25 protein-coding genes are annotated in these 18,828 nt (G+C 57.3%); 5 read left to right on the forward strand and 20 right to left on the reverse strand.

Translation table 11 applies throughout. From position 1 onward, the window contains the following. Positions 1-10: 10 nt before the first annotated feature. The 20 genes from AC27VO_RS00735 to AC27VO_RS00830 form a co-directional block, all read right to left on the reverse strand. Positions 11-424 (reverse strand): type III secretion system chaperone family protein, encoded by a 414-nt coding sequence (locus AC27VO_RS00735; RefSeq protein ID WP_488664793.1) that lies wholly within the window; start codon positions 422-424, stop codon positions 11-13. Positions 425-442: 18 nt separating this feature from the next. Beyond that, positions 443-1,483 (reverse strand): type III secretion system export apparatus subunit SctU, encoded by a 1,041-nt coding sequence (gene sctU, locus AC27VO_RS00740; RefSeq protein ID WP_488664794.1) that lies wholly within the window; start codon positions 1,481-1,483, stop codon positions 443-445. After that, positions 1,480-2,310, reverse strand: coding sequence for a type III secretion system export apparatus subunit SctT (gene sctT / locus AC27VO_RS00745; protein WP_488664795.1), 831 nt, complete (start codon positions 2,308-2,310; stop codon positions 1,480-1,482). The genes sctU and sctT overlap by 4 nt, the downstream gene beginning before the upstream one ends. Before the next feature lie 27 nt (positions 2,311-2,337). Then, positions 2,338-2,607, reverse strand: a complete 270-nt coding sequence (gene sctS, locus AC27VO_RS00750) for a type III secretion system export apparatus subunit SctS (RefSeq protein ID WP_488664796.1) — start codon at positions 2,605-2,607, stop codon at positions 2,338-2,340. A 33-nt stretch (positions 2,608-2,640) separates the two neighbouring features. Continuing rightward, the gene (gene sctR, locus AC27VO_RS00755) at positions 2,641-3,291 is read right to left on the reverse strand and encodes a type III secretion system export apparatus subunit SctR (protein ID WP_488664797.1); all 651 of its coding nucleotides are present in this window, start codon (positions 3,289-3,291) and stop codon (positions 2,641-2,643) included. Between the two features lie 4 nt (positions 3,292-3,295). Further along, positions 3,296-4,420 carry a type III secretion system cytoplasmic ring protein SctQ gene (gene sctQ / locus AC27VO_RS00760; protein ID WP_488664798.1) on the reverse strand — a complete coding sequence of 375 codons (1,125 nt, stop codon included), beginning with the start codon at positions 4,418-4,420 and terminating at the stop codon, positions 3,296-3,298. A gap of 30 nt (positions 4,421-4,450) precedes the next feature. After that, positions 4,451-4,777 carry a type III secretion HpaP family protein gene (locus AC27VO_RS00765; RefSeq protein WP_488664799.1) on the reverse strand — a complete coding sequence of 109 codons (327 nt, stop codon included), beginning with the start codon at positions 4,775-4,777 and terminating at the stop codon, positions 4,451-4,453. Positions 4,778-5,104: 327 nt separating this feature from the next. Next, positions 5,105-5,608, reverse strand: a complete 504-nt coding sequence (gene sctO / locus AC27VO_RS00770) for a type III secretion system stalk subunit SctO (protein ID WP_488664800.1) — start codon at positions 5,606-5,608, stop codon at positions 5,105-5,107. Beyond that, positions 5,605-6,942 carry a type III secretion system ATPase SctN gene (gene sctN, locus AC27VO_RS00775; protein ID WP_488665506.1) on the reverse strand — a complete coding sequence of 446 codons (1,338 nt, stop codon included), beginning with the start codon at positions 6,940-6,942 and terminating at the stop codon, positions 5,605-5,607. Before sctN ends, sctO begins: the two co-directional genes overlap by 4 nt. A gap of 32 nt (positions 6,943-6,974) precedes the next feature. Next, positions 6,975-7,616, reverse strand: a complete 642-nt coding sequence (locus AC27VO_RS00780; protein WP_488664801.1) for an HrpE/YscL family type III secretion apparatus protein — start codon at positions 7,614-7,616, stop codon at positions 6,975-6,977. Next, complete coding sequence (locus tag AC27VO_RS00785; protein ID WP_488664802.1) at positions 7,586-8,302, reverse strand: SctK family type III secretion system sorting platform protein; 717 nt, start codon at positions 8,300-8,302, stop codon at positions 7,586-7,588. Before AC27VO_RS00785 ends, AC27VO_RS00780 begins: the two co-directional genes overlap by 31 nt. A 14-nt stretch (positions 8,303-8,316) precedes the next feature. Then, entirely contained in the window at positions 8,317-9,129 is an 813-nt protein-coding gene (gene sctJ, locus AC27VO_RS00790; RefSeq protein WP_488664803.1) for a type III secretion system inner membrane ring lipoprotein SctJ, read from the reverse strand. Next, a complete protein-coding gene (locus tag AC27VO_RS00795; protein WP_488664804.1) occupies positions 9,126-9,560 on the reverse strand; it encodes an EscF/YscF/HrpA family type III secretion system needle major subunit in 435 nt (144 codons plus the stop codon). Before AC27VO_RS00795 ends, sctJ begins: the two co-directional genes overlap by 4 nt. After that, positions 9,560-9,934 carry a hypothetical protein gene (locus AC27VO_RS00800; protein ID WP_488664805.1) on the reverse strand — a complete coding sequence of 125 codons (375 nt, stop codon included), beginning with the start codon at positions 9,932-9,934 and terminating at the stop codon, positions 9,560-9,562. Before AC27VO_RS00800 ends, AC27VO_RS00795 begins: the two co-directional genes overlap by 1 nt. Positions 9,935-9,971: 37 nt before the next feature. Beyond that, positions 9,972-10,472 carry a hypothetical protein gene (locus tag AC27VO_RS00805; RefSeq protein ID WP_488664806.1) on the reverse strand — a complete coding sequence of 167 codons (501 nt, stop codon included), beginning with the start codon at positions 10,470-10,472 and terminating at the stop codon, positions 9,972-9,974. A gap of 14 nt (positions 10,473-10,486) precedes the next feature. Further along, positions 10,487-11,359, reverse strand: coding sequence for a type III secretion system translocon subunit SctB (gene sctB, locus AC27VO_RS00810; RefSeq protein ID WP_488664807.1), 873 nt, complete (start codon positions 11,357-11,359; stop codon positions 10,487-10,489). 21 nt (positions 11,360-11,380) lie between these two features. Then, entirely contained in the window at positions 11,381-12,502 is a 1,122-nt protein-coding gene (gene sctE, locus AC27VO_RS00815) for a type III secretion system translocon subunit SseC family protein (RefSeq protein WP_488664808.1), read from the reverse strand. Positions 12,503-12,627: 125 nt separating this feature from the next. Further along, on the reverse strand, positions 12,628-13,137 hold the full coding sequence (locus AC27VO_RS00820; protein ID WP_488664809.1) for a SycD/LcrH family type III secretion system chaperone: 510 nt from the start codon (positions 13,135-13,137) through the stop codon (positions 12,628-12,630). Between the two features lie 12 nt (positions 13,138-13,149). Next, a complete protein-coding gene (locus tag AC27VO_RS00825; RefSeq protein ID WP_488664810.1) occupies positions 13,150-13,689 on the reverse strand; it encodes a hypothetical protein in 540 nt (179 codons plus the stop codon). A gap of 18 nt (positions 13,690-13,707) precedes the next feature. Beyond that, positions 13,708-13,995, reverse strand: coding sequence for a hypothetical protein (locus tag AC27VO_RS00830; RefSeq protein WP_488664811.1), 288 nt, complete (start codon positions 13,993-13,995; stop codon positions 13,708-13,710). Between the two features lie 215 nt (positions 13,996-14,210). Between AC27VO_RS00830 and sctW the strand changes: the two genes are divergently transcribed. The 5 genes from sctW (at position 14,211) to sctV (ending at position 18,789) form a co-directional block, all read left to right on the forward strand. Beyond that, positions 14,211-15,269 carry a type III secretion system gatekeeper subunit SctW gene (gene sctW, locus AC27VO_RS00835; RefSeq protein WP_488664812.1) on the forward strand — a complete coding sequence of 353 codons (1,059 nt, stop codon included), beginning with the start codon at positions 14,211-14,213 and terminating at the stop codon, positions 15,267-15,269. 1 nt (position 15,270) lies between these two features. Beyond that, positions 15,271-15,648: a type III secretion system chaperone family protein gene (locus tag AC27VO_RS00840; protein WP_488664813.1), complete on the forward strand. Its 378-nt coding sequence runs from the start codon at positions 15,271-15,273 to the stop codon at positions 15,646-15,648. Between the two features lie 178 nt (positions 15,649-15,826). After that, positions 15,827-16,249: a type III secretion apparatus assembly protein SctX gene (gene sctX / locus AC27VO_RS00845; protein WP_488664814.1), complete on the forward strand. Its 423-nt coding sequence runs from the start codon at positions 15,827-15,829 to the stop codon at positions 16,247-16,249. A gap of 2 nt (positions 16,250-16,251) precedes the next feature. After that, the gene (sctY, locus tag AC27VO_RS00850; RefSeq protein WP_488664815.1) at positions 16,252-16,665 is read left to right on the forward strand and encodes a type III secretion apparatus assembly chaperone SctY; all 414 of its coding nucleotides are present in this window, start codon (positions 16,252-16,254) and stop codon (positions 16,663-16,665) included. Positions 16,666-16,677: 12 nt separating this feature from the next. Beyond that, positions 16,678-18,789 (forward strand): type III secretion system export apparatus subunit SctV, encoded by a 2,112-nt coding sequence (sctV, locus tag AC27VO_RS00855; protein WP_488664816.1) that lies wholly within the window; start codon positions 16,678-16,680, stop codon positions 18,787-18,789. Positions 18,790-18,828 lie beyond the last annotated feature (39 nt).

An 18,828-nucleotide genomic window follows, 5' to 3' on the forward strand; every position in this document is an offset into this window, starting at 1 on the left:
GGGCTGCGCTTCAGGCTCTGCCTATCAATGGTTTCCAGGCAGCCAATGCATTGACCAGTGCACCGACGGTGTCATCAATGTCTTGAAGGCTGTGTGCGGGGCTGAGCTGTTGCAGCCAGAGTGCGCGCTCACGCGCATCCACCACGCAGTGGGCGGCGTGTTGTGCCATCAACCCGGCGGCCGCCTTGCCAGCAGCGACCAAGAGGTTGTCGCGCGCCATACCTGCTTCAGGCAGGGCACGCAACCAGGCGCTGACTTGTACGCCGCTGTGCGGCAGAGCGCATAGGCGCAACATGTGCAGCCCGTCAACCATCAAGGGCAGCACAGGGCTACCAGGCGCAGGCTGGGCGTCAAACTGAGCGCCGTACTGGCGCAGTAACTCGTGGGCAGGGCCGAAATGCTTGGCGGCGGTCGCAGTGTTCACAGCAAGAATCTCATTCGTTTAGTCTTTGGGCATCTGCTGCAGCAGGCGCAGGATTTCGGCCACGGGCTCAACAAGGTCAGAGGGAATGTATTGGCCGGTTTGGGCCTGGGCAGACAACGCGCGTGCCAAGGGGATGTTTTGCATAACAGGAACACCCGCTTCTCGGGCTGCATCAATCATGCGTTGTGCCAAGGCACCTTCGCCTTTGCCGGTCACGATCGGTAAAGGGGTGTCTTCCGCTTCGTAGTGCAGTGCCACTGCGTAGTGGGTTGGGTTGGTCACCAAGACGGTGGCTTTGCGCGCACTTTGTACGGCGCCTTCCTGCATCATTTCCTGGTGCAGGTGCTTGCGCTGGTGCTTGATGTGCGGGTCGCCTTCCATCTCTTTGTATTCTTGCTTGATTTCGTCTTTGCTCATCATCAGACCCTTACGGTACTGAAAGCGTTGCCATGCAAAGTCAGCCAGAGCCATGACGCCATAGGCCACACCAATATTGACGAGCATGGTGTGCAGGAGGCTGGCCACGGATTGGCCCAATCCCTGAATGCCTGCGAGCGGCAAAGTGGTGAGTGTGGGGAGGGCGTCTCGAATGATCAGGGTGAGCAGGGCGCTCAAAAAACCAATTTTGAGCAGCGACTTCAAAAACTCCATCAAATTCTTCTTGGAGAAGATGTTTTTGGCATTGGCCAGGATGTTGAGTTTTTTGGCAGAAGGCTTGAGTTTGTCGAAGGCAAACAAAATACCGACCTGCAGGGCATCCGAAAAAATTCCCAGACCTACGACGATGCCAATGAAAGGCAGCAGCAACCAGGCAGCTTCGAGCAGCAATTGGGTGACGATAGCGTTGGCCGCTTCATGGAATGGCAGACCTTGCACAGTCGAGGGCAGCAAAATCATCTGTCCCAGGGTTTCCACAATATGGCCGCTGGCGGCCAGCATGTAGCCGAACAGCGCCAGAATCAAAATCGTCTGCGTGAAGTCTTTGCTGTACGCAACATCACCCTTTTTGCGGCTGTCATGCAGTTTTTTCGAGGTGGGTTGTTCGGTTTTTTCGCTCACGCCCCACCTCCTGGTGTGGCGCTGTGCGGTCCCCACAGGTCTTGCAACCAAGGCAGCACTTGTCGCACGCTCTGGACATGTTCTGCGGCGTATTCAAACAAGGTGCTGGCATACAGCATCAGCACCAGCATGGCCAGGGCGCTTTTGATAGGCATGGCCATGAAGAAAACCTGTAACTGCGGGGCAAAGCGGCTGATTAGCGCCAGACCAAACTCGGCCAGAAACATGACGACCAATGCAGGTGCTGCGAGCAGCACGGCCATGCGCACCAGGTCATCCAGGCGACCGAGCCACAAAGGAATGTGGCTGTCCTCGAAGTGCGGCACCCATTGCAGCGGAGGCCAGATGGCGAAGCTGTCATAGAGCATTCCCAGCAGTAGACCCAGGCCACCACTGATCAGGAAAAACACGATGAAAGCCTGGTTGAACAAAATGCCCAGCGGGGAAGAGTCGTTGCCGGTGATCGGATTCAGCGTGGCAGAGATGCTGGCACCACGCTGGTTGTCCACCAGGAAGCCCACCGCTTCAAAAATCCAAAATGGCAGTGCGGCCAGCAACCCCAGCACGAAACCGACAAAGGCTTCCTTGAGGATGTAGAGCATCATCAGCACTGCATTCATTTCCAGCGGATTGCTGTGAATCTGGCTTTGCATCACCGGCACCATGATCAGCCCGATGGCGCCCGCCACTGCCCAGCGCAGAAGGCCGGGGATCAGCTGGTTGTTGAACAGTGGCAGAGCAATAAACATGGCCAGAATGCGCGGTTGGGTCAGAGCCATGGCAGAGACAAAGCTTTTGGCCTCATCGTAGGTAACCGGAATGTCCATGGGGTTCCCAAATGGCCTGCAAATAAATCAGCGACCCAGCAAAGGGATAGCGTCGAAAATTTGGGCGGTGAAATTGAACATCTCACCACCGACCCAGCGCGCGGTCAGCAAGATCGTGAGCGACACCGCAACGAGCTTCACGCCGAATGACAGCGTTTGCTCCTGAATTTGGGTCAGTGCCTGAAACAACGAAAACAAAGTACCCACGATGGAGCCGACCACAATGGGGGGCAGTGAGAGCCAAAGCACCAAATAAAGTGCCTGCGTGAAATAGGCCACAACATCAATTTCATGCATAGTCAGTCTTTCGGTGCGCTGCGTTGGATCGGGTTAGGCATAGGTCAGCACCAAGCCCTGGATCAGGCGCGACCAGCCGTCCACCATCACAAAAAGAAAGAGTTTCAAGGGCAGCGAAATGGTGACAGGCGACACCATCATCATCCCCATGGCCAGCAAGATGTTCGAGACGATCAGGTCGATCACCACAAACGGCAGATAGATCAAAAAACCCAGCTGGAAAGCGGCGGTGAGCTCTGAGACCACAAACGCCGGCATGAGCACCATGAAGTCGCGTTCTGTCATGCCTTGGGACATCTCAGCGGGCCACAAGCGCTCAGCGGTACGCAGGAAAAAATCACGCTGCTCTACGCGGCTGTTCTTCACCATGAATTCACGCAGCGGCTCTGCCGCATGCTGCACGCTGTGAATCAGCTCGGGCACGCTGCGCAGGCTTTCACCGCTGCGACTGACCTGGTTGAGGATTTGGTTGCCCACTGGCGCCATCACATAGGCGGACAGGATCAGTGCCAAGCCATACAACGCCAAGTTGGGGGGCATTTGCTGCACGCCCAGTGCGTTGCGTAGCAAAGACATGACGATGGCGATTTTCAAAAAAGAAGTGCTGACCACAACCAGTGTGGGCATCAACGCCATCAGCGCCAGCAGTACCGCCAGCGTGATTGGATCGAAAGAAGCATTCATGGGCTTAGACGGTTTCGTCGCTCAGAACCTCAGCAGAAGCCTTGGCCACCTGTACGGATGGCTCTGCTCTGGAGGCGGCGGGATGCAGTGCACTAATACAGACGCCCATTTGCCCATCAATCTCAATCAGATCGCCATGGCCGATCAGTGCACCATTGGCACGGATAGCGACCGTCCCTGCTGGTGCGTGCTGCAGTGTCAGGGCTTGCCCGGGCTGGAGAGCACTGACTTGTGCCAGCGAGAGCTCTATCTCACCCAGATCAAAACTGATTTTGACGGGGATGTTGTCCAGAGACACCGCCATGTGGGTGGTGGCGTCGACATCTTCAATATGGGAGGGCATGGTCTCGCTCCAGGCGTGCAAAACAGTCAATTGAGAAAAATCGCTATCGCTAGACAGCTGAACGTGCAGTCCAGCCCGTTCACCGGCAGCAAGCCAAAGCTGGCGCTGGCCTTGCAGATAGTTGTGGGTCAGCATCAGGACATCGCCCAAGGCGAGGTCGGTGAATTCATGCTTGGCGAGCTGGGTGGTGCCCAATGTGGCGTGCAAGCGAAGTGGCAAATTCAGATCTGGAGCCTTTGCTGGCATGGGCCTTGAGGCCAGAACGCCAGCCAAACTCATCAATCCCAGGCTATCGGTATGCAAGTGGCCGTGCAGTGGTGTGATGGCCTCTGGCGTATCACAGGGCTCAAGCTGCCAGCTCATGGCAAATGTTGCAGGCGTTGGCAGCTGCGTGGTGTGAATGGCAGTAATGCTGGCCGGCCCCCTTTGCAGTCGCTCCAATTGCACGAGCAGTGGTGCGCATGCGGCTTGTAGCAGCGGCTTGTACAAGCTGGGGGGGAGGGTGGGGCATACGGTGCTCGCAGGCAGCACAGCGGCGACCAGTTGTTGCAACTGCGCGGTATCCAGCCACAGTTGCCAGATGCTGCCTGACCATTCAAGCAGCACGCACACGGGGCAGGAGGTGTGGGGCGCTGAATTCTGAATGGTTGGCGTGAGCGTGAGCCACCAATTGCGCTGCGCTACGGTGACGGGCAACTGCTGCGCATGGCTTGCAATACGTTCAAAGGCTTGCACTTGATTGCGACTGAGCGCAGGCAAGGGCCAAGCAGGATGAGGGGAAGGCATCGTAGTCAACATGCAGTGGCTGAATCAAGTCTAGAAAGCATCACATACCGCTTGCTCCAGGCAAGGGGCGGTGGGGTCATCGGTCTGTACCTGCACGCAGGTTGCGCGTTGCAGTCGCTGTGCCAGCTGCTCAGCCAACCATGGGGCCTGCTGGCACAGTTTGAGGCGGGTGTTTTCGCTGGCGCAGGTGAATAACGCCGTCAGGCGGCCTTCGGCCTCAAACACCTGCAGTTCAACGCCAGGCAGTTGTGCATCGTCAATTTGCAACTGGACGGCACGGCGACCGTTGTGTCCGTCGTTGACGAGCAAGCGACTGGCCATGTGCTGCAGCATGGATTCCAGTGAAGCGTCGGCCATGGGGATATCCTCAGCATGCGGGCTCACGGCGGGAGAGGATGCTGTGGAAGCCGTCGCCGGGCGAAACAGATCGAATGGGCTTTTTGCTTCTGAATGTGAAGCTGTTGGCGTAGGACTGGATTGGCTTGTAGCTGTATTGGGCTGTGCCATCAAATCGTGCAGGCGTGCGCTGTCTTGCTGCATGCCCTGGCGCAGATGGGGTTCACCTTGGGAGCCTGTTTGTGACTGGCTCCAGTTAGAGCCTGATGGGACGCCCACGTCCAGATGCAAAGGGCGGTCAGTGGACATGGTGCACCTCCTGATGGCGGCACGTGGTGATCAACGGCTTCATTGCAACGCCTCCTCGTGGTGCCAGTCTTCCTTGTCGCGTGCAATGCTTGCGGCCTCTTCCATTTCCAGGTCTTCTTTGCGCTCGGCTTCCTGTGAAGCCAGGAGATCAAAACGATCTGCCAACTCCAGAAACTTGGAGGTCTGTTGAACCGCTTGCTGGTGGGTGTTGCGGGCATCGGCGAGCGCCTGCTCGGCCTGTGCCAAAACAGCCTCTGCAGCACTGACGGCATCACGTTGAAGCAACTCCTGCTGCTTGAGGGCGGCGACAAACTGGCTGGCATCCTCCAGATCACGCAGTTTGACCAGGCGCGTGCACAGGTCGGCATAGAGCGCCTTTTCACTGCGCAGCGCTTCTTCCAGCATGCGGGCCAACTCTTCCTGAATCTTTTGCAGTGCTGCTTCGCGTTCTTGGAGCTTGGTGCGCTGCTGGCGCACGCCCATTTCTGCCTGGCCTTCGCGAAAGCGTTTGATGGACAGCAGCTCCTGCATCATGTGGCTCATCGCAGATTGCCTCCGACCAGCTGCTCCAGTGCTGCCAAAGTCTCATCCATGGAGGCGTGCTCCTGGGTGGCTTGTTTCAGAAACTGCTTGATGGCATCCATCTTGTCGATGGCTTCGTCGGTGACCAGATCGCCGCCCCGTTTGTATTCCCCGATCTTGACCAGCAACTCGACTTCTTCGTACTTGGCCATCAGCTCACGCAAGCGGCCTGCGAGTTTCTTGTGGCGGGGTGAGACTACGGCATTCATCACGCGCGAGGCAGAAGCCAGCACATCGATGGCGGGGTAGTGATTCTGGGCACCCAGCTTGCGCGAAAGCACGATGTGGCCGTCCAGAATGGAGCGGGTTTCATCGGCGATCGGCTCGCTCATGTCATCGCCTTCGACCAGCACGGTGTACAGCGCGGTGATGGAGCCCTTGTCGTTCATGCCGGCGCGCTCCATGAGCTTGGGCAGCGTGGCAAACACGGAAGGGGGATAGCCGCGTCGGGTAGGCGGCTCGCCAGCAGCCAGGCCAATCTCGCGCTGCGCCCGCGCAAAACGGGTGACGGAGTCCATGAGGAACAGCACCTTCTTGCCCTGATCGCGGAAGTACTCGGCAATGGCCGTGGCGACATAGGCCGCTTTGGAGCGCTCCATGGAGGATTTGTCGCTGGTGGCGCAGACAATCACGCTTTTTTTGCGACCTTCCGGCCCCAGTTCATGCTCCAGGAATTCGCGCACTTCACGGCCGCGCTCCCCAATCAGTGCCACGACGGTCACGTCCACATCGGCCCCTTTGACGAGCATGGCCATGAGTGTGGATTTACCGCCACCTGCCGCCGCAAAAATACCCATGCGCTGGCCTTCGCCGCAGGTCAGCGGGCCATCCAGCGCGCGCACGCCCAGCTCCAGTGGCTGCGAGATGATGCGGCGCTTGAGGGGGTCGGGTGCTTCGGCAAACACTGGGTAGAACTTGCTCGCTTCCAGCGGTCCGCGCTCTGCTTCATCCAGCGGACGGCCCAGTCCATCGAGTACACGGCCCAACAAGCCATAGCCAACGGGCACCATGTGTGCACGTCCGGTGGGAATCACTTCGGTGGCTGAGGAGATGCCGTACATGTCGCCAATCGGGGTGAGCAACGCGGCATCCTTGGCAAAACCCACTACCTCGGCCTTCATCTCGAAGTCCTCGCCCGGATTGCGCAAGATGCACACTTCACCCACTTTGACGGCAGGAATTACGGCCTTGATGATGGTGCCGATCACCTGCGTCACACGGCCCTTGATTTGCAGCACGGGCGTGTCGTCCAGCGCCAGCTGCATCATCTCCGTGATGTAGCCAAATTGGCGCATGCTGCGTTTGGGGTGGGTGAGTGTGGCGGCACTCATACGCGGCTGCCCAGAACTTTCTGGAAAGCGCTTTCAATGGCTTGAAGCTGCCCTTCGATGCTGGCTTCCACCACGCCGATCTCGCTCTCCAGAATGCAGGCATGCGGTCCGAGCCGGGCATCGCCCACGATATCCAGGTAGCCGACACCGGGGTAGGCGCTCAGAATGTCGTTGATATGGGCACGTACAGGCTCCACTTGTGCAGGAGGCAGGCGCAAGGTCATCTGCTTTTGATTGCGCACCACGGCCAGTGCATTTTTCACCACGACCAGCACCTGCTCGGTATCGTCGTAGCCATCCACGATCTTGCGCATGGCCTGCACCACCAGTTGCACCATGTCGCTTTCTATTTGGGCGAAGTAATCCACCGTACGGCTGACGGTGTCAATCATTTTTTCGGCCTGCTCCATCTGCGCATCGGCCAAGCCATCGGCATAGCCGCGCTCGCATTCCTTTTGGTAGGCGGCCTGGGCCTGGACTTCGATAGCGGCAGCCTGCTGCTGGGCGGCTTCAATCAGTGACTGCGCTGTTGCCCAGGCGCTGATATCACTGGCGCGCAGGCGCCGCACGCCGGGTGCCAGCTTGGCCTGCAGGTGACGTGCGGGAGTCAGTGGGTCTTTGGCAATGAGGAAAGCCATGCGGAATCCAGTGTGTTCATCAATTCAAGGCCAATCGCCAGCGCATCTGCAGCGTTAGGCCAGCGGGCAATGGGCATTTCCAGTGACTGCCAGTGCGAGGGCAGCTGCCAAAGCAGGCGTTCATGGAGTGCAGAGGGTGCGTTGTCGAGTGCGGTCCACAGCAGCTGTGCGCCTATCCATCGCATGCTCTCGGCAAGATCCAGGCCATGCCATTGCAGCTGGGCGAGTTCTGGCAAGCCTGCACGCAGTGGGGGGACTGTCTGAATGACCCAGGCCAAGGCCTGTTCGCCCAGCGCTTGCTGCACACGCATGCGGCTGGCACGGTCGATGCAGCGGCTGAGCTGAGGACTGCTGATGAGCATGCCCGCATGCAGCAGCCATGCATCGAACAAGGCATGCGGCGCCATGCAAAGCGCCAGCGCACCATGGTGGGTGATAGCAGTGAGCTGCGCTGCATCCACGGCTTGCTGTGCCAGCAGCTGGGAAGACCAGTGCTGGTGCAGTGCGCCATGGATTGCACTGTCGCTGGAAGGCAACGGCGTCAGGACGTCTGCAACCAGCTGGGGCAGCCAGCTGGCATGGGCGTGCTGGCTGGGAAGTAGCCACCAATGAAGAAAATGGCTGTTAAGCCATATTCCATCAGCGCTGGTAGCTATGCTTTGTTCTTCTTTTAGCAGCGTGGACATGGTGCATCCATGGGTTACACCGTGCTCAAGGCCGTCGCTTTGCTGCGCCAGGGGGCCCAACGCCACAGTGCATAGCCGCCGGCACCCAAGGCTGTCAGGCACAAGATCAGCATGGTCCACAGCACCGCACTCAAAGTGCCAGCGTGTTGCGTGGCGATGGGGATACCCCAGACCTTACCCATTGCTGTGCTTTCGGCAGCTTCGGTCAGCACGCGCTGTTGTGACGCGACCAAGATGACCGAGACATTCTCAGCACTCAAACTGGGAATGCTGTTGGTCACCAGGCGGCGGATCTGCGGCTGCAGGATTTCGAGGTTGTAGCCATCCTGATAGCGAATGAAAACTGCAGCGGTCGAGGGAACGCCCGCATCCCCGGCCACGCCGCGTTCTGGCAGCACCACATGCACGCGAGCATTGAGCACGCCATCAATTTTGGACAATGTTTGCGACAGTTCCTGGGACAGCGCGTAGATGTAGCGTGCACGCTCTTCCAGCGGTGAGGAGATCAAGCCTTCCTTCTTGAAGACTTGGCCCATCCCGGCGTAGCGTTCACGCGGCAGCCCGCGTTCACGCAGCAGCTCAAGGGATTGGCCCACATTGTTGGAAGGTACGCGAACGCTGACCATGCCTTCTTTGCCTGCTACTTTTTCTGCAGGAATCTGCACTTGCAGCAAAGCAGAGATGACTTCATTGGCTTCGTCTTCGGGGATAGCCCCCATGAGATCCACCTTGCCACCGCAGGCAGCGAGTGTGAGGCACAAAGCCACGAAAGCGCCGCGCACCCATGTCATGGGGTGCAGCGAGGAAAACATCGGAAATACCGTCATTGCACACGCACCAGTTGGTCAAAGTTCTGAGTGGACTTGCTGATGGCTTTGCCCAGCACTTCGTATTGCACGGACGCTTGCGTCAGATGCAGTTGCAGGCGCAGCATGTCCTGCATAGTCAGGTTCTTGCCGCCGTCTTGCAGCGTTTGGCTCACCACACCCCACTGCTTTTGCATATCTTGCGAAATGCTTTGCATGCCGCCCAAGATACGCTCGCCAACGTTGGGGACGGTGCCATCGGCGGCCGGTGTTGTGGGGGGAGTTGCAGCGGCTGCAGAGGTATGGCTGATAGCTGGAGAGGCTATCGCCGATGGGGGCGCGACCTCCATCATCTGTGCAAAGCGCTCGGCATCGCTGGCAGATGCAGCCGCCACGGGTGTAGGTGCTGCCGGCAAGGTGCTGCTTGCCAATGCTTGGACAAGTACTTCCATCAGAGCGGTCCTTGTGATTGAAGAGGGGGGCTGAAGGGCGCTTGCGGCTGGCCCAGCATGCCAAGCGCCATGCGGCGGGCAGGGCTGTCCAGGCATTCGCGTGTGCGTTGCACCAGTTGCTCCAGCAAATGGGTGCTTTGGCGCCGATGGCCTGCCAGTTGCAAAGCCAATGCATGAAAGGCATCCAGCATGTCGGCTTCCTCCCCTGTGGGTAAGTGCACGCGCGAAAGTTGCTGGACCGCCTGACTGGCCTGGCCTGCATTCATCCAGGCGCAAGCCATGCCAATGTGCGCAAAGGCTTGCTGTGGACGCAACAAAGCCAGCGCATCAAAAATGCACTGGCTGCGAGTCGTATCACCACGGGCGGCGGCCATGAAACCGAGCTGCGTCAGTAGCTGGATATCTTTGCTGCTAAGCGGCTGCATGAGCGGGTTGTGCATCCTGCAGTGACTGCAGCAGCAGTTGCGCACGCTGCGCAATCGGGGCATCTTCTGCAGAGCTTGCCAAGCGCAGTACCATTTTGAGAATTTCTGCCGCAATGGTTGGCATGCCCAAGTGGTACAGGCTTTCCGCCCATGCCAAGGCCAAGGTGCAGGACTCAGGCTCGATATAAAGCGCCGTGCCCAGTGCGTTGGCAGCGGTGGTCCAGTCCTCCAATTGGCAGGCACAGGTAGCAAGCCCACGCAGGCAATCGATGTTCGATGGTGCGTAGAAAAGCAGCAACTGAAAGTACTGGCTGGCTTGTTCATAGCGTGCGGTTTGCATTTGCGTGCAAGCCATGGCGTAGAGGCTGGCTTGTGTGGCTTCGTCTAGCCGCTGGGTGTGCGGCAACGCATTTAATTCAGCGAAAGCACGGTCGAAGACATTGACCATGTCGTTCGCAGTATCTTGGGGCAATGGAGTCGTTTGCATGGGAAGCGGTTGCCTTAGATGTTGCGGTTGATAGCGCGGTTTGTTTCAATGCGCGATTGATCAATGGCACTGACTTTGTCTTTGATGTCACGAATGATGTCGAGCATTTGTTGCATCATTTCGTTGGCACCTGAAACAGCAGATTCATGCAGTTTGGCTTGGGCTTCATGGCGTTTGGCAGAGACCTCGGCCTTGCTTGCTGCAAAATTCAAACCCGCACTGATGGTGCTTCCGGTACCAGCGCTGAATTCACCAATGACCTTTCCTTTGGTGTTGATCTTGTCAGCAGCTTGGCTGAATCCCTTGGCAACGCCCGCCCATTCTTTGGATTCCGCCTTGGCATATCCCCGGAATTTCGAGCCCTTGTCAAAGCCCTTGGACATATCTTTGAAGTAGTCCGCTTGATTCTGGGCCTTGGCACCAGATGCCGCCTCACGGCCACTCGCAATAGAGGTGCCCAATTGAACAAAGCCGCCACCAATTTGAAAGGCGCTTTGCACCATGGCTGCTGCAAATTTGAAGTTGGCGGCCTTTTGCGTATCGTCAGCCGCCTTGAGAAGTTCACCGACTTGGGAGTCCAATGAGCTGGCGCGAATTTCACGGTTGGTGTTGCGCATTTCTTGCGCGGTCTTCTGTACCAACGCCATGACCGCATAGATGTCGATGGACATATGGCGCTCGGCACTGGCTATGCCTGTGCCGATTTCTTTCGGTGTTTGAGAGCGTGTTTGATTGACAAGACCTTTGAAGGGCGCATTAAGGGCGTCCTTGATGCTGACTAAAAGAAATTCTTTGAGTTGTGCTTGCTGTGTCTTGTGCGTTCCCACCAGAGCTTGGCGCTGCTGGATGAAGCCAGAACCTGCGTTTGGTAAATTTTCGACTGCCATTGCTAGTGTTCCTTCTCGTTGTCAGGCCATGGAGCGCTGGCCGATGTTTTGGGAAATCTGAACGCGGCTTTCGCTAGCCGCAGCAAACATTTGGGTCGCAACGCTATAACTGTCTTGTAGTTGTTGCACCAGCTTCTTGATGCTCTCTGACTCTTCTTGCATCTGTGCCTGAAGCTTGATCATCATGGCGGAGAGTTTCTGGCGGTCTACCTGGGCCATATCTGCTTTGCGTTGATCTACACCGGCTGCAATATCCAGAGATCCACTCACAATCGTTGATGTAGCCGCAGTCCCTTGGGCAGCCGCCTGCGCGATCTTTGCGCCCACATTCACGGTTTCCATGACGGATTTCGCGGCATCGCCCACACCTTTGCCGACATTGGCAAAGCCGGATGCCACGGCTACACCAATGCCTGCGGCTGCGGTGAAGGCGGCGCCGAGGATGGCGGCAGTGGTTGCACTGGCGCCGCCCAAAGATGCGATGCCAGAGGTGACATTCCCCATCAGCGCAGGGTCAAGTACCAGGCTGCCTGGGACCAGTCCCATGGCCAGAGCTCCGCCCATCAGTTTGGCCGCAGCATCCAGCTTGTCTTTTGGCACTCCAACGGCACCTAAAAAAGCTTTGCAGGCCATCGTCGTCAAGGCGCTGAGCTCCAGAGGGGGGCCTCCACATTCTTGGCTGATTGCGGACGCCAGGCTCATGGTTGAACCTACCAAACCGAGCACTGCCAGTGCGAGCAAGGGGCCAGCCGCCCCTCCCGTCAGGCCGGTGGCACAGGTCAAGGCGACGGTGGCAATAGCGCTGGCGATGACGGAGGCAATCTTGGTGATCCAGCCAAAGATTTTGGAGACCAGACTTTTCTTGGCTGCTTTGGCTGATTTTTCTGCCCACTCCGTGATCTTCTTCATATTGGTTTCATGCTGGGCCTTGATTTTGTTTTTGTTGAGTTTCAGGCCTTCGCTGGCTGTGCGCATTTGCGCATCCTGAGTTTTGCCTTGCATCACAACCAAGATGGCCGTCAGATCTTCTGCCGAGAAGTTGATGTTCATCTCGGGCAGTTTGGGTGCGCCATTGGCGTTGGTCAGCGTTGTCTCTTTGCCTTTGGGGTTCAGTGCTTGGAAGAACTGGGCAAGTTTTTCCAAGACTTGTTTACCGCTCAGTACACGAGGCTGAGCGGCTGCAGCGGCGTTGCTTGTCGGCGTCGCTGCTTGTTCTGTATTTCCCCCTGGGATGCTGGGGCGAGCGGGTAAGGAGCTAATGTCAGCTGTCATGCGCGGACTCCTGGTTCAGTGGCGGGGGTGGTCTCTTCGTTGGGTTGTGAGAGGAGTTGCAGCAGCACTTCACTGCGCTGGCGCACTTCCAGCCAGGCTTCGTCGGGGTACTGTTGCAAGATTTCCTGCAGGGCTTCCTGTGCTTCCTGCACCTTGCCCATACCGATAAAGCATTCCGCCGTGTGAAACAGTGGCAGTGGGTCTTCCACATCCATCAAGGTGGCCATGCAGTGGTATTGCATGGCTTCTTCGTAGCGTTTGAGCATTTGCAAACTGCTGGCCAGTGCGCTCATAAAGCGCTTGTCGGTTTGCACATTGGCAACCAGAAAGGCAAAGCATTTCAGTGCGTCGCTGTACTGTTCTTGGTTGTAGAGGCTGTGCCCCAAGGCATAGATGGCTTCCAGCTCCTGCTCGGAATAATCCATCAAGGTGGCCAGGTTGGTGCCCTGGGTAATGGCCTGTGCCAGGGTTTCGGGGGAGTCGATGTAATCAATGATTTCGGACATGCTCATTCCCATTCAGCGCATATTGGCCAGCACGGACGAGCGGCTGTCGTTCATCTTCTTGATGAAGTTGGTCATCACGTCAAAGGCTTCATTGCGTTTGTTGGAGAGGCTTTGCAAGCGCAGCATGTCCATCTGCTGGCTGTTGCTCTCGGCATCGACTTCGCTCTTGATTTTTTCAATGAATCCCGTGAGGTCGGACTTCTTGTTGTCCTCTGATAGCTTGATCCCATATTTCGCTAGGGTCGCAGCAATTTCTTTATTGGCGTCTGTTCCATTGGTATTGTTGATAGCAGTCGCAGATCCTGCAGATTTGCCTTTGATTGTGTCTTCTGACCCTGGAAGCCTGGCATCAATGGCTCGGAGTTCTGCCAGTGCCTGATTGCATTTGGCAATATTGCTGTTGCGTGCATTTACTGCATCGATTTGGTCTTTAAGCTGGGTTTCCAAAAGACTGGCACGTTGTCCCTGTACGGCCATCAAAGCCGTTTCCAGGTCCAGGCTTTGGATGTCGCCCAGATTCACGCCGCCGTAGCCGGTAATGCTGTTGCTCATGGTGTGTCTCCTGAGGGTTTAAATCATGCGACGTGGGCGTCGGCTGTTGGGGGCACCTGCTTGCTGCAGGCGCAGCAGCTGTTGGTGCGCTTCTTCCTCGACGGCGGCCAGGTCGGCTTGCATTTGTGCATTTGCTGCCTCGCGCTCTTCGTCGCTGAGACTGGCGGCGTTGACTTGGGCCACCTTGGCAGGGTCGAGGCCCATGTCGCGCAGCACATCCTCGCCGTCTTCAATCTGGCGCCGTACTTGCGCAATGAGGCGCTCGGCTTCGGCGATGATGGTTTCTGGATCAAGCGGCGCTGGCATAAAGTTTCCTTGCGAGGCAGGCAGACAAGCTGCGAACACGGTGTAAGTAACAGCCCGCATGCCGCGGTTCCATGGTGTAAATAATTTTTTTGCGGGAACTTCGCGGGTGTTGGCGTTACGTATTGCTCTGGTAAGTGCAGCCTTGGGTTGCACAGCAGCACAAAGGGCACATGCAACGTATCGATTCATTCCAAAATTCCGCCGCGGACTGTGGTATGGCTCAGCACGGCGCTGGGCAGTCTGGGCAAAAGGCAACGGGGCAGCTGGGGGGGCAGCAGGTGCAGGTGGACGATGCACAGTCCATCTTGGCTGACGCAGCCGAAGAAATCAGTCTGCACAACGCGGAGAAAGCCGAGACCAAGCACACGGCAGAGCGAAAAAAAGAGGGAATGCGACCGGCAGGCGTGATGAACATGGAGGAAATCCAGGCCTTCATGGATGCGGCGCAGGCGTTTGAGGACCCCGAACAGTTGGTGCAGCTGGCCAAGCGCATGTTGTCCGGGCAGGGTGATCCTGGTGCTTTGGCCCGCCAGTCCTTGGGTAAACCCTCGGAGCAGTACATGGCGCTGCAATATGCGCTGCAGCAAGGCCAGCAAGAGGGCGCTCCTGCGGATGTGCTGGAGATGCTGCGTGAGTCGCTGCTTGATCTGGAGATGGCGCATGGCCCGGGGATCCGCGCGGATATCAACACGATCGGGGTGGCGGCTGCGCCGGGGGCGAATCGTGAGTCCATCACAGCCTTTCAGTCTTGCTATCAGGACGTGGTGCTGGGAGAGGCCACGCTGGGTCAAACCTTGAAAAAGCTGGTCAGCCAGTTTGCGGGTAAGAACTTTGCGCAGGGTCTGCAGCAGATGACGCAGGCGCTGGGGCGTGATCTGGCGGCAGCGCGGCCGTCGACAGATGCGGTGCGGTTGCAGTCACTGGTGCATGACCTGTATCACTTGGAAGTGACATCGACGGTGCTGGAAGGCGCCGAGGGGCTGTCTCAGGAACTGCAGAAAAAGCATGGCATGCCCGCGTTTGCGCCTGAAACCCTGATGCATGCCATGGTCGATGTCAGTGGCGAAAAGTGGCTTTCAGCGACACGGTTCAGTAATTTGGCCGACCAGTGTGGTGCCCGGGCGGTCGAGCCGCAAATTCATTTCTTGACCGGCATGAAAGTGCTGATGCGCGATATGCCCGTGCAGGTGTTTGTGGATGCCGAGCAGCGTCAGTCCGTTTTTGGTGCGCTGCAAGATGCTCTGGATAGGGCGATTGATCGGGAGGATTATTGAAATGTCGGTTTTGACTCAAGTGCTGGCAGATTTTGGTCGCGATATTGGTATCGATCACCTGCAGGAGCGTCCCGAGGGCGGGCTGCAATTGCGGCTGGATAACGGTGATTTACTCGGTGTGCAGGTGTATGGGGAGGACGTGGTCATTCACTATGCGCAGCCTTGTTCTTTTGATGCGCCAGCCCGTTTGCTCAAGGCCATGAAGTTGTCGCAGGCCATGGGCAGTGATGCGGCGATGGTGCAGGTCGGGTTGCGTGAAACGCCGCAGGCGCGCTGGCTGGTGGTGGTGCAGCGCGTGCCCGCCATGAGTGTGGGGGCGCGCCAAATGCATCAAGTATTTGGCTATCTGCGCGACTTTGTGCAGCAAACCATTGTGTAAAAGATGAGCATCTTGCGCCTGGTTTGTATGGATTTCAGGTGATTTTTGCTCTGAAATGAAGCATTCATAGGCGCAAGCAGCTATGAATTTAAAGAGCGTGTGGGCATGGAACCATTGGCGCGCGCGTGTTACTCAGTGCGGTAGTCCTGTTTGAAGGACTGTTCTTGAGGAGACGTCCATGCCAGAAGTGCGTGGTCATTCATTCAGCTTTGATCGAGGCATCGAAAGCATCACGCATGCAACCAAGGCACAAGCCAGTGCGTTAGGGAGCATGCCTGAGCGCGCCGATGCGCCGCCTGCGGATTTGAACAATCGCCCGCAACTCGATCAGCTGCTGCACCAGCCTTCGCTGAATGATCAGCTGGAAGAGCAGCTGCGCCCCCGACTGGAGCACCGTGACTTGCTCACGCCTGCACGCTTTCGTGAGGAGTTGGGGCATGCGCAGAGCCATTTGCGCGACAGTGCCGATGCGCTTTTGCAAAAAGGCTCAGACCACGCCGATGCGGCGCGTGGTTTGAATCGCGCCGCCCGTTTGCTGCAGGATGAGTCGCAACTGCGTGAGCTGCTGCAGACCTACCGCAGTGCGTTATTTCAGGGCTGAGCATGGCACACGATCAAGAAGGTGCGGCGGACTCCGCTGCAGTACCGGCCAGCGATGCGCGCCTGGAGTTTATGGATTTGCTGGGCTACATCTATTTGCAGCATGGCTTGCCAGACAAGGCCGCCGTGCTGCTGACAGCCCGCGATGTACTCGAACCCGGTCATTTCCGCACATTGCTGACTTTGGCCGTGGCGCAGGTGCGCAGTGAAAAACCCAACAAGGCCCTGGAGACGCTGGAGAGGCTGGCGATGCAAGGCGGTATGGATGCGAACTTCCACCTGGTGCGGGCGCAAGCCTTGCAGGCGCTGGGCCGTGTTGACGAAGCACATACCGCCATGCGCACGCACATCCGTTTGCGTGGAGTGGCAGTGAACAGTGAACGCCCCGGTATGCATGCGGGCCCAGGTGATAACTAAGGTATAGCTTTGATGCAGCAGTCCGCATGGTTACCGCGCCTTCAGCGCATAGTGCAGATATCCACCAGTCGTAACGACCTGGTGCTGGCCTTCTTCCTGGTGGCGGTCATCTTCATGATGATTTTGCCGCTGCCGACATGGCTGGTGGATGCGCTGATTGGCATCAATATGACGCTGTCGGCAATCTTGCTGATGGTGGCCATGTATTTGCCATCGCCGCTGGCGTTTTCGTCATTCCCGTCAGTGCTCTTGGTGACGACCTTGTTTCGCCTTGGCATCTCCATCGCCACTACGCGATTGATTTTGTTGCAAGGGGATGCGGGTCACATCATCGATACCTTCGGCAACTTCGTGGTGGGCGGTAATTTGGTGGTGGGCTTGGTGGTCTTTTTGATTTTGACCATTGTGCAGTTCGTGGTGATTACCAAGGGCGCAGAGCGTGTGGCGGAAGTCGCGGCACGCTTTTCGCTAGATGCCATGCCGGGCAAGCAGATGTCCATCGACGGTGACATGCGAGCGGGCACCATCGACATGGAGGAGGCCAAACGCCGGCGCGGTATTGTGGAAAAAGAGAGCCAGCTTTACGGCGCCATGGATGGCGCCATGAAGTTTGTGAAGGGCGATGCGATCGCCGGTCTGATCATCGTGGCGGTGAATCTGTTGGGCGGTATTTTGATCGGCACCATGCAGCGCGGAATGACGGCCGGTGATGCGGTCAAAACCTATTCGATTCTGACCATTGGTGATGGTCTGATCGCGCAGATTCCCGCGTTGTTTATCGCGATCTGTGCGGGCATGATCGTGACACGGGTGCAGACCAACGATGGTGGTCCATCCAACGTGGGTAAGGACATTGGTGCGCAGATTCTGGCTCAGCCCCGGGCGTTGCTGATTGCGGCAGGGGTGGCGCTGGGCATGGGCATGATTCCGGGCATGCCGCTGCCGGTGTTCTTGGTGCTGGCGCTGGCGATTGGCTCTTTGGGTTTTGTGCTGATTCGCAGTACCAAGCGTGTGGTGGATGAAAAGACCGGCCAAATCACCGAAGTGCCTGCCATGCAGCCTGCTGGCGAGAAACCCAAGAAGAAAGTGGAAGACGGCAGCGAAGAATTTGCTCCCACGGTCCCCTTGCTGATGGATGTGGCGCATGGCCTGCAGGACAGCTTTGACCCAGATGTGCTCAATGAAGAGCTGCTGAAAATTCGACGGGCCCTGTACTTTGATCTGGGGGTGCCATTCCCCGGTATTCAATTGCGCTTTAACGAATCGTTGGCCGAAGAAACGTACAACATTCTGCTTTCTGAAGTGCCTGTGTCCCAAGGGCGCTTGCGACCTGGCTATGTGCTGGTGCGAGAAAACTTAAGCAATCTGGCGGCGCTCCAGATTCCGGTGGAAGAAGACCGAAAGTTCTTGCCGCACATTCCCACACTTTGGGCCGACAAGGCATTGCAGCCGACACTGGCTTCGGCAGGCATTCCTTTCATGGATACCAGCCAAGTGCTGTCGTACCACTTGGCGTTCATTCTGAAGAAATACTCGTCAGACTTCATTGGCATCCAGGAAACCAAGTTTTTGCTCAGTGCCATGGAAGGGCGTTTCCCGGACTTGGTGAAAGAGTCGGCACGTGTGCTGCCCATCCAAAAAGTGGCTGAAATTCTGCAGCGTCTGGTGTCTGAGGACATCTCGGTGCGCAATCTGCGCACTATTTTGGAGGCGCTTATCGAGTGGGGGCAAAAGGAAAAAGACTCCGTGCTGTTGACGGAGTACGTGCGTTCCGCGCTCAAGCGCCATATCAGCTACAAATACTCCAGCGGGCAAAACGTGCTGCCAGCTTATTTATTGGCTCCCGCAGTTGAAGATACGGTCCGTGGTGCGGTGCGACAAACTTCGGCTGGTAGTTATTTGGCGCTGGACCCTGCCATTGGCAAGAAGCTGGTGGAGAACATTCGCCGTACGGTGGGCGAAATTGGAGCGAACAGCCAGCGCCCAGTGCTGCTCACCTCGATGGATATTCGGCGCTATATGCGCAAGATGATTGAGCAGGACTTGTATGAGTTGCCAGTGCTTAGCTACCAAGAGCTGACGCAGGAAATCAACATTCAGCCGCTGGCCAGGATTGAGCTATGAGTCACTGCGTAACCGCTGCAGTGACTCTGCAGGCAATGA

This window comes from Comamonas sp. 14P8.1.4, assembly GCF_057799285.1.

Excerpts from the sequence above, each read along its gene's own strand:
- sctT (WP_488664795.1), bottom strand. The coding sequence starts at position 2,310 with ATGGACATTCCGGTTACCTACGATGAGGCCAAAAGCTTTGTCTCTGCC.
- sctS (WP_488664796.1), bottom strand. The coding sequence starts at position 2,607 with ATGCATGAAATTGATGTTGTGGCCTATTTCACGCAGGCACTTTATTTG.
- sctR (WP_488664797.1), bottom strand. The coding sequence starts at position 3,291 with ATGAATGCTTCTTTCGATCCAATCACGCTGGCGGTACTGCTGGCGCTG.
- sctQ (WP_488664798.1), bottom strand. The coding sequence starts at position 4,420 with ATGCCTTCCCCTCATCCTGCTTGGCCCTTGCCTGCGCTCAGTCGCAAT.
- AC27VO_RS00765 (WP_488664799.1), bottom strand. The coding sequence starts at position 4,777 with ATGGCCGACGCTTCACTGGAATCCATGCTGCAGCACATGGCCAGTCGC.
- sctO (WP_488664800.1), bottom strand. The coding sequence starts at position 5,608 with ATGAGCCACATGATGCAGGAGCTGCTGTCCATCAAACGCTTTCGCGAA.
- sctN (WP_488665506.1), bottom strand. The coding sequence starts at position 6,942 with ATGCGCCAATTTGGCTACATCACGGAGATGATGCAGCTGGCGCTGGAC.
- AC27VO_RS00780 (WP_488664801.1), bottom strand. The coding sequence starts at position 7,616 with ATGGCTTTCCTCATTGCCAAAGACCCACTGACTCCCGCACGTCACCTG.
- AC27VO_RS00785 (WP_488664802.1), bottom strand. The coding sequence starts at position 8,302 with ATGTCCACGCTGCTAAAAGAAGAACAAAGCATAGCTACCAGCGCTGAT.
- sctJ (WP_488664803.1), bottom strand. The coding sequence starts at position 9,129 with ATGACGGTATTTCCGATGTTTTCCTCGCTGCACCCCATGACATGGGTG.
- AC27VO_RS00795 (WP_488664804.1), bottom strand. The coding sequence starts at position 9,560 with ATGGAAGTACTTGTCCAAGCATTGGCAAGCAGCACCTTGCCGGCAGCA.
- AC27VO_RS00800 (WP_488664805.1), bottom strand. The coding sequence starts at position 9,934 with ATGGCCGCCGCCCGTGGTGATACGACTCGCAGCCAGTGCATTTTTGAT.
- AC27VO_RS00805 (WP_488664806.1), bottom strand. The coding sequence starts at position 10,472 with ATGCAAACGACTCCATTGCCCCAAGATACTGCGAACGACATGGTCAAT.
- sctB (WP_488664807.1), bottom strand. The coding sequence starts at position 11,359 with ATGGCAGTCGAAAATTTACCAAACGCAGGTTCTGGCTTCATCCAGCAG.
- AC27VO_RS00820 (WP_488664809.1), bottom strand. The coding sequence starts at position 13,137 with ATGTCCGAAATCATTGATTACATCGACTCCCCCGAAACCCTGGCACAG.
- AC27VO_RS00825 (WP_488664810.1), bottom strand. The coding sequence starts at position 13,689 with ATGAGCAACAGCATTACCGGCTACGGCGGCGTGAATCTGGGCGACATC.
- AC27VO_RS00830 (WP_488664811.1), bottom strand. The coding sequence starts at position 13,995 with ATGCCAGCGCCGCTTGATCCAGAAACCATCATCGCCGAAGCCGAGCGC.
- sctW (WP_488664812.1), top strand. The coding sequence starts at position 14,211 with ATGGCTCAGCACGGCGCTGGGCAGTCTGGGCAAAAGGCAACGGGGCAG.
- AC27VO_RS00840 (WP_488664813.1), top strand. The coding sequence starts at position 15,271 with ATGTCGGTTTTGACTCAAGTGCTGGCAGATTTTGGTCGCGATATTGGT.
- sctX (WP_488664814.1), top strand. The coding sequence starts at position 15,827 with ATGCCAGAAGTGCGTGGTCATTCATTCAGCTTTGATCGAGGCATCGAA.
- sctY (WP_488664815.1), top strand. The coding sequence starts at position 16,252 with ATGGCACACGATCAAGAAGGTGCGGCGGACTCCGCTGCAGTACCGGCC.
- sctV (WP_488664816.1), top strand. The coding sequence starts at position 16,678 with ATGCAGCAGTCCGCATGGTTACCGCGCCTTCAGCGCATAGTGCAGATA.